The organism is Proteus hauseri (assembly GCF_040139125.1).
GTDB lineage: Bacteria > Pseudomonadota > Gammaproteobacteria > Enterobacterales > Enterobacteriaceae > Proteus > Proteus hauseri_B.
In genome coordinates this window covers 20,652-33,244 of sequence record NZ_JBEEUB010000012.1, presented here as the reverse complement: position 1 = coordinate 33,244, position 12,593 = coordinate 20,652, and the positions used below count along the sequence as shown (strand labels likewise).

Here is a 12,593-nt window from a genome sequence, read left to right as displayed (position 1 = left end):
TAAGGAATGCGCTTTTTATTTGTTAATATTGGGTATATAAATATATTGATGGCAACGATAATACCTGTTGCTTTAAGGACTTAATATGAAAACCAAATTAAACGAGCTGCTAGAGTTCCCTTGTTCATTCACTTATAAAGTAATGGGACATGCAAAACCAGAGCTGGTTGATCAAGTTGTTGAAGTTATTCAACGCCATGCGCCAGGTGACTATACACCATCAGTTAAACCTAGCAGCAAAGGTAACTACCACTCTGTTTCTGTTACCATTAATGCAACGCATATTGACCAAGTAGAGACTTTATATAAAGAGCTTGGTGAACTTGAATTAGTTCGTATGGTTCTATAATTACCTATTTTCATTAGGTAATCTATTTTGAAAAAGCGCCTAGTTAGGCGCTTTTTTTATATTTTCGTTTGCTAATTTTTTATCACTTTCGCAAAAAAAACATCTCAATCTGGTAGTTCATTTGTCAGAGCGCTATACTGCTCTTCACAATTACGCTACAAATGAAGATTTTCACGGTGCAAGACAAAACAATCATTATTCGCCAATTAGGTGTAAAACCTTATTTACCGGTTTCTGATTCTATGCATCAGTTTACGGAAAAACGGGAAAGTCACACCCCTGATGAAATTTGGCTCGTTCAACATGAACAGGTATTTACCCAAGGGCAAGCAGGTAAAGAAGAGCATCTATTAAATACAGGTACTATCCCTGTTATTCAATCAGATCGTGGTGGTCAAGTAACTTATCATGGTCCTGGTCAGCAAGTGATGTATGTGTTACTTGATTTAAAGCGTAATCATATTGGGGTACGCCAATTAGTCACTGCATTAGAAAACACCGTTATTGATACCCTTGCTTCGTTCAATGTTGAAGCCTATGCACGTACAGATGCACCCGGTGTTTATGTAAATGGTGATAAAATTTGTTCATTAGGACTACGTATTCGTAAAGGCTGCTCTTTTCATGGTTTAGCATTAAATATTGATATGGATTTATCACCTTTTATGCGTATTAATCCTTGTGGTTACCCTGACCTAAAAATGACACAACTCATTGATTTTGTGCCTGATATAACCACTGAACAGGTAGCATCATTATTAGTGAAAAATTTTTGTACACAACTAGGATTCCAACCACAGCAATAAAAATGCTATAATTTTTTTAACATTTGTCATTTTTTTTTAAAACCCTGATTACCTCAGTCACATCGTGTTAATCACTCTAGATAACTGGAACTGGCACAATTATGAGTAAACCTATTCAGATGGAACGCGGAGTTAAATATCGCGATGCCGATAAAATGGCACTTATTCCTGTTAAAACGGTCGTTACTGAACGAGAAGAACTACTACGTAAACCTGAGTGGATGAAAATAAAGCTGCCCGCTGATTCAAGTAAAATTCAAGGTATCAAAGCGGCAATGCGCAAAAATGGTCTTCATTCAGTTTGTGAAGAAGCCTCTTGCCCTAACCTAGCGGAATGTTTTAACCACGGTACAGCGACCTTTATGATTTTAGGTGCCATCTGTACTCGCCGTTGCCCATTTTGTGATGTGGCACATGGTCGTCCAAATGCACCAGACCCTCAAGAGCCACAGAAACTCGCTCAAACCATTAAAGATATGGGTCTACGTTATGTGGTTATCACTTCAGTAGACCGTGATGATTTACGCGATGGTGGTGCTCAGCACTTTGCTGAATGTATCGCCGCGATCCGCGAAAAAAATCCAACTATTCGTATTGAGACTTTAGTCCCAGACTTCCGTGGTCGTATGGATAAAGCACTAGAGATCTTAACCGAAACACCACCTGACGTTTTCAACCACAATTTAGAAAACGTACCACGTGTTTATCGCCAAGTACGCCCTGGCGCTAACTACCAATGGTCACTCACACTATTAGAGCGTTTTAAACAGGCGCACCCTGATATTCCAACAAAATCTGGCTTAATGGTTGGGTTAGGTGAAACAAACGAAGAAATTATTGACGTTATGCGTGATCTGCGCAAACATGGGGTAACGATGCTGACATTGGGGCAATATCTACAGCCAAGCCGTCATCATCTCCCTGTTCAACGCTACGTCAGTCCTGACGAGTTTGAATATATGAAAGAACAAGCACTAGCAATGGGCTTTACCCATGCCGCTTGTGGACCATTTGTTCGTTCATCTTATCATGCCGATCTTCAAGCTCAGGGGATTGAGGTTAAATAACGATTAATCTCTTATGCTCAATATTGCAATTGCTGTATTTATAGGCGGTGGATTAGGTAGCGTATTACGCTGGCTAATTAGCTACCGCCTAAATTCACTCTTTCCTCATTTTGCAACAGGCACACTTGTTGCCAACTGCATTGGTGCTTTTATTATTGCTTTTGGTATTGCTTGGTTTAGTAAAGCCCCACATATCGACCCAATGTGGAAAATTATGTTAACTACGGGGTTTTGTGGCGGATTAACAACCTTTTCAACCTTCTCGGTTGAAGTTGTAGCACTACTTACTGAGGGTAAAATAGGTTGGGCACTAGGAACGATGGGCGCAAACTTAGCTGGCTCATTTTTAATGACTGCATTTGCATTTTGGCTATTAAGAGAAATGTAATGCTCTAAACATAAAATTAGTAATATAAAAAACCGTTAAATAACGGGTTAGCTCTAGAAATATAAAAACCCGTTAAATAACGGGTTTTTACTGTCTCAAAGAAGTCGTTAATTAGATAGCGACAACGTTTGCAGCAGATGGCCCTTTCGCGCCGTCAGTAACTTCAAACTCTACTTTTTGACCTTCAGCAAGGGTTTTAAAGCCTTCTGATGTAATAGCTGAAAAGTGTACAAATACATCTTTACTGCCATCTTCTGGAGTGATAAAACCAAAACCTTTAGTTTCGTTAAACCACTTAACGTTACCTTTTAATTTAGACATCAAGTTTACCTTTAAAATAGAAAATAAACGCAAGCGTTTTGCGTTGGCTATAGTAAAACAAAAATGATGATTCGCTGTCCACAGCCTAGATCACGAAACTCGCATTTTTTTTCTGCCAAACGATTAATATTCAGACAAATCCCATGACTTAAGCTATAGTTCGCTTAAGAAATAATACTTAATACTAACAGTATGAACTATTCATCAATATCAACTTTTTCATAACGAAGCAGCCAACGTTTGATATCTAACCCTCCCGTGTAACCAACTAATTTTCCGTTATGCCCAATAACACGATGACAAGGAATAATTAAAGAGATTGGATTACGTGAGTTTGCCATTCCTACCGCTCGGCAATAATTGACTGAACCTAATGTAAGTGCCAATTTCTTATAACTCCAAATTTCACCATAAGGTATCGTTTGAAGCGTTTTCCACACTCGACCTTGAAATTCAGTTCCCTCAGGTGCTAATGGCACTGAAAAAGTCGTACGTTTACCCGCAAAATACTCTTTTAGTTGTTTAATGCATTGATTAATTGTCGGACTCGAATTGACTGCAACTTCTTTTTCATCCACAAAATAGAGACTCGTTATCCCCTCTTCATTTGCTGTAATCGAGATATAGGGTTTAGGAAATTCTTTCGGTGTATCGAGATAGTCTTGGTACATAATGTTTTCTCTGCTGACCCGTCTGTATTTACAAGATTAAATCATGGTTTATTCATAAAGCAATTATCTAATTACTCGTATATCTAATAAAAATTGATCAATAGAGCGATTGAAAAATAAAGTTAGCTCGCTAACTGTTTAATTTTAATAATAATCATTATCAAATAACAAAAACACCATATCTTGTGTGGTTGAAAATAAATGAATCTATATATAGTATTTAATCACTTTTCATTGTGATTGCTATTTCTGCTGCATTCACATTTTTATAAGGGTTAGTTTATGTCTGTGATCCTCTATACCAAACCGAATTGCGTTCAATGTAGCGCCACTGAACGTGCGTTAAAACAGAAAAATATTCCGTTTGTCGCTGTAGATCTCACGAAAGATACACAAGCATTAGCGCAAATTGTCTCTATGGGATATCGACAAGTGCCTGTTGTTGTTAATGGTGAACAACATTGGTCTGGTTTTTGTCCTGACAAAATAAGAGAAATTTCGCTCTAAAAGGAGTCGCTAATGCAAACTGCACCTTTAATTTATTTTTCAAGTCGCTCTGAAAATTGCCATCGCTTTGTGCAAAAACTCAATCTACAAGCAACAAGATTAATTGAAGATGAGAAGCTACTCGCGACACAACCTTTTGTGTTGCTTTGTCCTACTTATGGTGGCGGTGGTACTAAAGGTGCAGTACCAAAAGCGGTTATTCAGTTTTTAAATATTCCTGAAAACCGTCATTTAATACGCGGAGTCATTGCTTCTGGAAACACTAATTTTGGCGCAGCCTATGGATTAGCAGGCGATATTATTGCTCAAAAATGCCAAGTGCCTTTTCTGTATCGATTTGAACTTCTAGGCACACCAGAAGATGTTAAGCGTATAAAAATAGGATTAAGTACGTTTTGGTCAACGATTGAAATGACCTTATCGACGTAATGAGATAATAAACATGACACAATCAACTGAACAACTTGATTACCATGCATTAAATGCCATGCTCAATCTCTATGATGAACAAGGCAATATTCAATTTGAAAAAGACAAACTAGCAACACATCATTTTTTTCGCCAGCATGTTAATCAAAACACGGTGTTTTTTCACGATCTTAAAGAGAAGCTCGATTTTCTAGTACAACAGCACTATTACGAAGCACATGTTTTAGAACAATATGCGTTTTCTTTTATCAAACAGCTCTTCAAACATGCTTATAGTAAGAAATTTCGCTTTCAATCCTTCCTTGGTGCCTTTAAATACTATACCAGCTACACATTAAAGACTTTTGATGGCGAGCGCTACCTTGAGCGCTATGAAGACAGAGTGTGTATGGTGGCATTGACACTAGCACAAGGAAATACAGCACTTGCGATACATATTGTTGATGAAATTATTAGCGGTCGCTTCCAACCTGCAACCCCTACATTTTTAAATTGTGGTAAACAGCAACGGGGTGAACTCGTCTCCTGCTTTCTTCTACGTATTGAAGATAATATGGAATCTATCGGCAGATCAGTTAACTCTGCACTACAGCTTTCAAAACGAGGCGGTGGGGTTGCCTTTTTACTGACTAATTTACGTGAAGCTGGCGCCCCCATTAAACGTATAGAAAATCAATCTTCTGGTGTAGTCCCTATAATGAAAATGCTTGAAGATGCCTTTTCATATGCCAATCAATTAGGTGCTAGGCAAGGTGCTGGAGCGGTTTACTTGCATGCTCATCACCCTGACATTTATCATTTTCTTGATACCAAACGCGAAAATGCAGATGAAAAAGTTAGAATTAAAACGCTCTCTTTAGGTGTGGTTATTCCTGATATCACTTTTGAGCTCGCTAAACGCAATGAAGATATGTACCTGTTCTCACCTTATGATGTAGAACGCGTTTATGGTGTCCCCATGTCTGAAATAAGCATTAGCGAAAAATATGCTGAAATGGTGAATAACGCCAATATTCGCAAAAAGAAAATTAAAGCCAGAGCATTTTTTCAAACATTAGCTGAAATCCAATTTGAGTCGGGCTACCCCTATATCATGTTTGAAGATGCAGTAAATCGAAATAACCCTATTGCTGGTCGGATTAATATGAGTAATTTATGCTCTGAGATTCTTCAAGTTAATAGTGCTAGTGAATATCACCCTGATCTTAGTTATCGTCATATTGGTCATGATATCAGCTGTAATTTAGGTTCAATGAATATTGCCATGGCAATGGACTCTCCTAATTTTGCTCACACAATTAATATTGCCATTAGAGCGCTAAGCAATGTCTCTGAAATGACCCAAATAGGATCCGTACCTTCTATTGAAAAAGGTAACCAAGCCTCTCACGCGATTGGTTTAGGGCAAATGAATTTACATGGCTATTTAGCCCGTGAAGGTATTTATTATGGCTCTGAAGAAGCTTTAGATTTTACTAATATTTATTTTTATACCGTCACTTATTACGCTTTGCTAGCATCAAATCAGTTAGCCATTGAAAAAAAACAGGCTTTTAATAACTTTTCAAATTCAAAATACGCATCAGGTGAATATTTTAATAAGTATTTATCACAAGAGTGGCTGCCTAAAACACAAAAAGTCCACCAGCTATTTAGCCAATCAAATGTGCATATTCCAACTCAAGAAGATTGGAAAAAGCTTAAACAGTCTGTAATGAGTTATGGTATTTACAATCAAAACTTACAGGCAATACCGCCTACAGGTTCTATTTCTTATATTAACCACTCCACCTCAAGCATTCATCCAATAGCAGCGCCAATTGAAATAAGAAAAGAAGGCAAAATTGGGCGTGTTTATTATCCAGCCCCTTTTATGACCAATGAAAATCGCCAATATTATCAAGATGCTTATGAAATTGGTGCTGAAAAAATCATTGATACCTATGCTCAAGCTACACAACATATTGATCAAGGCTTATCGCTAACCTTGTTCTTTTCTGATGAAGCAACAACAAGAGATATCAATAAGGCACAAATTTATGCTTGGCGTAAAGGTATTAAGACTCTGTATTACATTCGAATTAGACAAACCGCATTAGCAGGAACCGAAGTAAAAGGCTGTGTTTCATGTGCGCTTTAATAACAACAAATAACAATAAGGAGGATGCAATATGTCAGCACCTTATTTAAATCGTATTAATGCGATTAATTGGAATCGTATTGAAGATGAGAAAGATCTCGAAGTGTGGAATCGTCTAACCATGAATTTTTGGTTACCTGAAAAAATGCCACTCTCTAATGATATTCCTTCATGGAACACACTGACAGAAGCAGAAAAGCAGCTAACTATTCGTGTTTTTACTGGATTAACACTACTCGATACTATTCAAAATACAGTAGGTGCTCCAACTTTAATGCCAGATGCTTTAACACCTCATGAAGAGGCAGTATTATCTAATATCTGTTTTATGGAAGCGGTACATGCTCGCTCTTATAGTTCAATATTTTCAACGCTCTGTTTAACTACAGATGTAGATGCGGCTTATCGCTGGAGTGAAGAAAATCCTTTTTTACAAAAGAAAGCCGAAATTATACTGCATTACTATCAAGATGCCGATCCACTTAAGAAAAAGATCGCCAGCGTCTTCTTAGAATCATTTTTGTTTTATTCTGGTTTCTATTTACCAATGTATTGGTCGAGTAGAGGAAAACTCACCAATACAGCCGATCTTATTCGTCTTATTATTAGAGATGAAGCAGTTCATGGTTATTATATTGGTTACAAATTTCAAAATCAGTTATTAAATAAATCTGAATTAGAAAAGCAAGAAATTAAAGATTTTGCATTCTCTTTACTATTAGACTTATATGACAATGAAGTGAAATATACTGAAGATCTTTATGACTCTGTAGGTTGGACTGAAGATGTAAAAATGTTTCTTCATTATAATGCCAATAAAGCATTAATGAATTTAGGTTATGAGGCTTTATTTCCTGACGAATTAACAGAGGTAAGCCCTGCTATTCTCTCTTCATTATCACCTGATGCTAATGAGAATCATGATTTCTTTTCCGGTTCTGGTTCATCTTATGTTATTGGAAAAACAATCAATACCGAAGATGATGATTGGGATTTTTAATTTAGCATCAAAGTGTCTCATCAAAAGAATTAATCCCATACATTGATTTTAATTATGTATTTGGAGAAAAACATAATGCACTGAAAAATATAGCTTATTTTTTAGTGCATTCTTTATCGCTCATTAATTAATCTAATTGTATGATTTTTACCGTTCGATTACTCAGAATAACCAATTTTTTACGAATGATTTTTAGTTATTTTTTCAATAATCCCTCTATCAACAACAAATAAACATTAAAAATGCTAATATATATCCATTTTTATTCATTTTTCTTTTCCGCTTAAACTTCTTTCAAATAGCCTTTTCATTACCTTTTTATTGAGATCATAATTAAAATAGTAATATCTATAAAAATAGCGTTATTTCAGCAAGTTATCATAGCAATTAAATTTCTATAAAAAGAGATTATTTAACTTTATTTAATTATTAATCATTAACAATATGATATAAAAAATGAAATTTTATTTAGTTAATTCTAATTAACATAGGGTTGTCAGGCAGCTTCATTATGGTAGGGTATTTCCCTTACTAAAAAACGTTAATTAGGAAATTCAGCACAATAATTACATTATATTTCTATTTATTCCTTCCATTATTTTAATAGGAAACGATATATTGCATGGCAATTAAATTAGAAGTTAAAAACCTCTATAAGGTATTTGGTGAGCACCCAAAACGCGCCTTTGATTTATTAGAATCTGGTATGAATAAAGATCAGATTTTTGATAAAACAGGGTTAACAGTAGGTGTTCAAAATGCAAATCTGGCCATTGAAGAAGGCGAAATATTTGTCATCATGGGATTATCAGGCTCTGGTAAATCCACATTAGTGCGCCTTCTCAATCGTCTGATAGACCCAACCCAAGGTGAAGTACTTATTGATGGTGAGAATATTGCTACCATCTCTGATAAAGAACTTCGCCAAGTACGTCGTAAAAAAATCAGTATGGTGTTTCAGTCTTTCGCTTTAATGCCACATATGAATGTACTGGATAATACGGCTTTCGGTATGGATCTCGCAGGATTAAGCAAAGAAGAGCGCTATGAAAAAGCCATGGCGGCTTTAGAACAAGTTAACCTTGGTAATCACGCTAACTCATGGCCTGATGAGCTTTCCGGAGGAATGCGCCAACGTATAGGGCTTGCTCGTGCATTGGCAAACGATCCTGATATCTTATTAATGGATGAAGCATTCTCCGCACTTGATCCACTGATCCGTACTGAAATGCAAGATGAACTACTGAGCTTACAAGGTGATAAACAGCGCACGATAGTGTTTATTTCTCATGACCTTGATGAAGCAATGCGTATTGGTGACAGAATTGCCATTATGCAAGGTGGGGTTGTCGTTCAGATTGGTACCCCTGACGAAATATTAAATAACCCAGCCAATGACTATGTACGAACCTTTTTTAGAGGTGTCGATATTAGTCACGTATTTAGCGCAAAAGATGTTGCCAAACGTCGCCCTGAAACACTGTTACATGTTGCACCAGGATTTGGTCCTCGCTCTGCATTAAAAGTACTTGAAGATGAAGATAGAAACTTTGGTTATCTCATTGAACGAGGAAGAAAATTTATTGGTATTGTCTCTGTTAATTCTCTTGAAGAGGCGTTAAAAAATAAACAACCAATAGAATCCGCTATTTTAACAGAGCCTTGTGCCATTAATGGCGACACACCATTGAATGAACTAATTTCCACTGTTGCACAATCTCCCTGTGCCATTCCTGTTATTGATGATAAAAATCGCTACCTTGGTTTAATTTCAAAAGGAATGTTGTTACAAGCACTGGATAAGGAGACACCTAATGAGTAATACAACCAGCCAAGCCAATCCTTGGGAAATGGAGACTCAAGAAACAGCAACAGAAAATGCCTCAGCGCAAACAGCGCCACAAGAGGCGCAAAATAGTACCGTAGATGACGATCCATGGAGCACTGCGGACAGTACAACAACCGATGCAGACCCTTGGGGTACAGGTGGAACTGAAACGGTTGATACATCATCTGCTGGCGGTGACTGGCTAGATGCGGTACCAACAGATACAGCAACTGATCAGTTTAATATTTTAGATCCCTTTCAACATACCCTGATCCCATTAGATTCATGGGTAACTGAGGCAATAGATTGGGTTGTACTTCATTTTCGTCCCCTATTCCAAGGAATACGAGTTCCTGTTGACCTTGTATTAGGTGGATTTGAGAACTTTTTAACCTCAATGCCAGCGCCCATTGCCATTATTTTCTTCTCATTGATTGCATGGCAGCTTTCAGGAAAAGTAATGGGTGTCGCCTCTTTTATTTCATTGATCTTAATTGGCGCTATTGGTGCATGGTCTGAAGCAATGGTCACACTTTCATTAGTGTTAACCTCTTTACTGTTTTGCTTAATTATTGGGCTTCCATTAGGAATATGGCTTGCTCATAGTGATAGAGCATCAAAAATAGTCAGACCACTCTTAGATGCTATGCAAACAACACCCGCGTTCGTCTATTTAGTTCCTATTGTTATGCTCTTTGGTATTGGTAACGTACCCGGTGTTGTAGTCACTATTATCTTTGCATTGCCCCCTATCGTGCGACTGACTATTTTAGGGATCAAACAAGTGCCTGAAGATTTAGTCGAAGCTGCACAATCTTTTGGTGCAAGCCCTAGCCAAATGCTATTTAAAGTGCAATTGCCATTAGCAATGCCAACCATTATGGCAGGGGTAAACCAAACCTTAATGTTATCCCTTTCAATGGTGGTTATTGCCTCAATGATTGCGGTTGGTGGGTTAGGTCAAATGGTCTTACGCGGTATTGGTCGTCTTGATATGGGACTCGCTGCCGTTGGTGGTGCTGGTATTGTTATTTTGGCAATTATCCTCGACCGACTAACACAATCTTTAGGGCAAAATAGTCGCTCAAAAGGTAATCGACGCTGGTATCTAACAGGTCCTATTGGCTTACTGTGCCGATTAGCAGGCAAAAAAGCATAAGCCTAATACCTACGTTGTTATTACTATAATTCAATAAAGAACATAACGTTCAATCAATATAAGAGATAGGAGCAGTTGTTAAGTGACTGCTGTTTATCTCTTACCATCACAACAGAAGGAAAAACTATGCGTAATCCAGTTCTCTGGGCAACAGTATTGTCCGCCACACTGATAAGCACCCAGTTATCCGCTGCTGATTTACCCGGTAAAGGGGTTTCGGTTCAACCCGTGCAAAGTACAATTTCTGAAGAAACTTTTCAGACTTTAATCGTCAATAAAGCACTCGAACAATTAGGCTACACCGTTCAACCAATCAAAGAAGTTGACTATAACGTTGCTTACTCTTCTATCGCCAATGGTGATGCCACTTTTATGGCAGTAAGTTGGGTACCACTTCATAATTCACAATATGCCGCAGCGGGTGGTGATAATACCTTTTATCGCAAAGGGGATTATGTTGTAAATGCCGCTCAGGGTTATTTAATTGATAAAAAAACCGCTGAGAAATATAACATCACCAATATCGAGCAATTTAAAGATCCGAAAATAGCTAAGTTATTTGATGCTAATGGTGATGGTAAAGCAGATTTAACTGGATGTAATCCAGGTTGGGGCTGTGAAGAAGCAATTAATAATCATCTAAAAGCTTATGACTTAGAAAAATCTGTGGCTCATAACCAAGGTAACTATGCAGCGATGATGGCAGATACCATCACTCGTTATAAAGAAGGGAAACCTATCTTTTATTATACATGGACACCCTATTGGATAAGTGATGTCTTAAAACCGGGTAAAGACGTTGTATGGTTACAAGTGCCATTCTCTTCACTACCGGGTGATGACAAAACTGATACAACCTTACCTAATGGTAAAAATTATGGTTTTCCACCAAGTACTATGCATATTGCTGCAAATAAACAGTGGGCTGAAGCCAATCCAGCCGCGGCAAAACTTTTCGAAGTGATGAAAGTCTCCGTTGCTGATATTAATGCGCAAAACTTACGTATGCATAATGGTCAAAAATCACAGGCTGATATTGAGCGTCATGCAAATGCATGGATCAAAGCCCATCAAAAAACCTTTGATGGATGGGTCGAAGAGGCGCGTAAAGCCGCAGAATAAGTTGTACTCAGTAAATTCATCTCTCTTTTATATTCAGTTCTAGAAAGGTCGCGAAAGCGATCTTTCTTTTATATTACCTTATATTTACTCATATATTTATTCATAAAGATCAAACCATTAAATTAGTTACTTCCTTATTCTTATCAAGAAAAAAGTCATCTAATGGTGGCTATAATTATTATTTAAATTGGCTAAATTAATCATCTCTAAAGGTTATATCGCTATAATTTAAAATAGCCATCAATATTAAGCACCCTTTAAAAACATACTCCAATTATGATTATTATATATGGATATATTAAATATAATATTTCACTTACCCCCCACCTTCGTCTATTATTCTTTTTCTCACTCTAACTTTATTACTTTGATTAAGGAAGTAGACATGTCTTACACTAATAAAACCGTACCAGAAGAGATTAAACGTTGGAATTGGGGTGCTTTCATGTTTAATATTATTTGGGGCTTTGGTAATCGCTCATATTTACCATTATTAGTATTCGTGCCTTTGCTAAATCTTGTGTGGATTTTTGTTTGTGGATTAAAAGGCAATGAATGGGCTTGGCAAAAAGGTGATTATGATTCTGTTGAGACTTTTATGAAAGTACAAGAGACATGGAATAGAGCCGGATTTATTTATTTTATTGTAAGTATTATATTTGCCGTTATTTTCTTCCTGTTTTTCTTCTCAACAATGATGGCTATTATTGCTAATTCAGCCTCACAAGGTATGTATCAATAATAAAGCAGTGAATACTATTTATTTAAAACAGACCTCAATTGATAAACTGAGGTCTGTTTTTTAA

14 protein-coding genes are annotated in these 12,593 nt (G+C 37.0%); 12 read left to right on the top strand and 2 right to left on the bottom strand.

Going from position 1 to position 12,593, the window contains the following annotated elements; genetic code table 11:
* Positions 1 to 85: 85 nt before the first annotated feature.
* From ybeD to crcB, 4 genes are all read left to right on the top strand, one after another.
* Complete coding sequence (ybeD, locus tag ABN099_RS16890; protein WP_349465491.1) at positions 86 to 349, top strand: DUF493 family protein YbeD; 264 nt, start codon at positions 86 to 88, stop codon at positions 347 to 349.
* A gap of 161 nt (positions 350 to 510) precedes the next feature.
* Entirely contained in the window at positions 511 to 1,155 is a 645-nt protein-coding gene (lipB, locus tag ABN099_RS16885) for a lipoyl(octanoyl) transferase LipB (RefSeq protein ID WP_349465489.1), read from the top strand.
* 101 nt (positions 1,156 to 1,256) lie between these two features.
* Complete coding sequence (lipA, locus tag ABN099_RS16880; RefSeq protein ID WP_349465487.1) at positions 1,257 to 2,222, top strand: lipoyl synthase; 966 nt, start codon at positions 1,257 to 1,259, stop codon at positions 2,220 to 2,222.
* A 13-nt stretch (positions 2,223 to 2,235) separates the two neighbouring features.
* Positions 2,236 to 2,610 carry a fluoride efflux transporter CrcB gene (gene crcB / locus ABN099_RS16875; protein WP_349465485.1) on the top strand — a complete coding sequence of 125 codons (375 nt, stop codon included), beginning with the start codon at positions 2,236 to 2,238 and terminating at the stop codon, positions 2,608 to 2,610.
* Positions 2,611 to 2,721: 111 nt separating this feature from the next.
* On the opposite strand, the gene cspE is transcribed toward crcB, so the two are convergent.
* Complete coding sequence (gene cspE, locus ABN099_RS16870) at positions 2,722 to 2,931, bottom strand: transcription antiterminator/RNA stability regulator CspE (RefSeq protein WP_023581133.1); 210 nt, start codon at positions 2,929 to 2,931, stop codon at positions 2,722 to 2,724.
* A 197-nt stretch (positions 2,932 to 3,128) separates the two neighbouring features.
* Positions 3,129 to 3,602 carry a methylated-DNA--[protein]-cysteine S-methyltransferase gene (locus ABN099_RS16865; protein WP_349465483.1) on the bottom strand — a complete coding sequence of 158 codons (474 nt, stop codon included), beginning with the start codon at positions 3,600 to 3,602 and terminating at the stop codon, positions 3,129 to 3,131.
* A gap of 282 nt (positions 3,603 to 3,884) precedes the next feature.
* On the opposite strand from ABN099_RS16865, the gene ABN099_RS16860 reads away from it, so the two are divergent.
* The 8 genes from ABN099_RS16860 to ABN099_RS16825 all read left to right on the top strand — a co-directional run bounded on the left by ABN099_RS16860 (position 3,885) and on the right by ABN099_RS16825 (position 12,529).
* Positions 3,885 to 4,109, top strand: coding sequence for a glutaredoxin family protein (locus ABN099_RS16860; protein ID WP_349465481.1), 225 nt, complete (start codon positions 3,885 to 3,887; stop codon positions 4,107 to 4,109).
* A gap of 12 nt (positions 4,110 to 4,121) precedes the next feature.
* Positions 4,122 to 4,538, top strand: coding sequence for a class Ib ribonucleoside-diphosphate reductase assembly flavoprotein NrdI (gene nrdI, locus ABN099_RS16855; protein WP_349465479.1), 417 nt, complete (start codon positions 4,122 to 4,124; stop codon positions 4,536 to 4,538).
* Between the two features lie 13 nt (positions 4,539 to 4,551).
* On the top strand, positions 4,552 to 6,678 hold the full coding sequence (nrdE, locus tag ABN099_RS16850) for a class 1b ribonucleoside-diphosphate reductase subunit alpha (RefSeq protein WP_349465477.1): 2,127 nt from the start codon (positions 4,552 to 4,554) through the stop codon (positions 6,676 to 6,678).
* A 31-nt stretch (positions 6,679 to 6,709) separates the two neighbouring features.
* On the top strand, positions 6,710 to 7,678 hold the full coding sequence (nrdF, locus tag ABN099_RS16845) for a class 1b ribonucleoside-diphosphate reductase subunit beta (RefSeq protein WP_349465475.1): 969 nt from the start codon (positions 6,710 to 6,712) through the stop codon (positions 7,676 to 7,678).
* A 622-nt stretch (positions 7,679 to 8,300) separates the two neighbouring features.
* Positions 8,301 to 9,500 carry a glycine betaine/L-proline ABC transporter ATP-binding protein ProV gene (proV, locus tag ABN099_RS16840; protein ID WP_349465473.1) on the top strand — a complete coding sequence of 400 codons (1,200 nt, stop codon included), beginning with the start codon at positions 8,301 to 8,303 and terminating at the stop codon, positions 9,498 to 9,500.
* Complete coding sequence (gene proW / locus ABN099_RS16835; RefSeq protein ID WP_349465471.1) at positions 9,493 to 10,665, top strand: glycine betaine/L-proline ABC transporter permease ProW; 1,173 nt, start codon at positions 9,493 to 9,495, stop codon at positions 10,663 to 10,665. Before proV ends, proW begins: the two co-directional genes overlap by 8 nt.
* A gap of 126 nt (positions 10,666 to 10,791) precedes the next feature.
* Complete coding sequence (gene proX / locus ABN099_RS16830) at positions 10,792 to 11,787, top strand: glycine betaine/L-proline ABC transporter substrate-binding protein ProX (RefSeq protein WP_349465469.1); 996 nt, start codon at positions 10,792 to 10,794, stop codon at positions 11,785 to 11,787.
* 385 nt (positions 11,788 to 12,172) lie between these two features.
* The gene (locus tag ABN099_RS16825; RefSeq protein WP_349465467.1) at positions 12,173 to 12,529 is read left to right on the top strand and encodes a ribonuclease G; all 357 of its coding nucleotides are present in this window, start codon (positions 12,173 to 12,175) and stop codon (positions 12,527 to 12,529) included.
* Positions 12,530 to 12,593 lie beyond the last annotated feature (64 nt).

Coding starts and splice junctions, on each gene's coding strand:
- proW (WP_349465471.1), top strand. CDS start 9,493: ATGAGTAATACAACCAGCCAAGCCAATCCTTGGGAAATGGAGACTCAA.
- lipA (WP_349465487.1), top strand. CDS start 1,257: ATGAGTAAACCTATTCAGATGGAACGCGGAGTTAAATATCGCGATGCC.
- nrdE (WP_349465477.1), top strand. CDS start 4,552: ATGACACAATCAACTGAACAACTTGATTACCATGCATTAAATGCCATG.
- proV (WP_349465473.1), top strand. CDS start 8,301: ATGGCAATTAAATTAGAAGTTAAAAACCTCTATAAGGTATTTGGTGAG.
- ABN099_RS16865 (WP_349465483.1), bottom strand. CDS start 3,602: ATGTACCAAGACTATCTCGATACACCGAAAGAATTTCCTAAACCCTAT.
- crcB (WP_349465485.1), top strand. CDS start 2,236: ATGCTCAATATTGCAATTGCTGTATTTATAGGCGGTGGATTAGGTAGC.
- ybeD (WP_349465491.1), top strand. CDS start 86: ATGAAAACCAAATTAAACGAGCTGCTAGAGTTCCCTTGTTCATTCACT.
- ABN099_RS16825 (WP_349465467.1), top strand. CDS start 12,173: ATGTCTTACACTAATAAAACCGTACCAGAAGAGATTAAACGTTGGAAT.
- nrdI (WP_349465479.1), top strand. CDS start 4,122: ATGCAAACTGCACCTTTAATTTATTTTTCAAGTCGCTCTGAAAATTGC.
- cspE (WP_023581133.1), bottom strand. CDS start 2,931: ATGTCTAAATTAAAAGGTAACGTTAAGTGGTTTAACGAAACTAAAGGT.
- proX (WP_349465469.1), top strand. CDS start 10,792: ATGCGTAATCCAGTTCTCTGGGCAACAGTATTGTCCGCCACACTGATA.
- ABN099_RS16860 (WP_349465481.1), top strand. CDS start 3,885: ATGTCTGTGATCCTCTATACCAAACCGAATTGCGTTCAATGTAGCGCC.
- lipB (WP_349465489.1), top strand. CDS start 511: ATGAAGATTTTCACGGTGCAAGACAAAACAATCATTATTCGCCAATTA.
- nrdF (WP_349465475.1), top strand. CDS start 6,710: ATGTCAGCACCTTATTTAAATCGTATTAATGCGATTAATTGGAATCGT.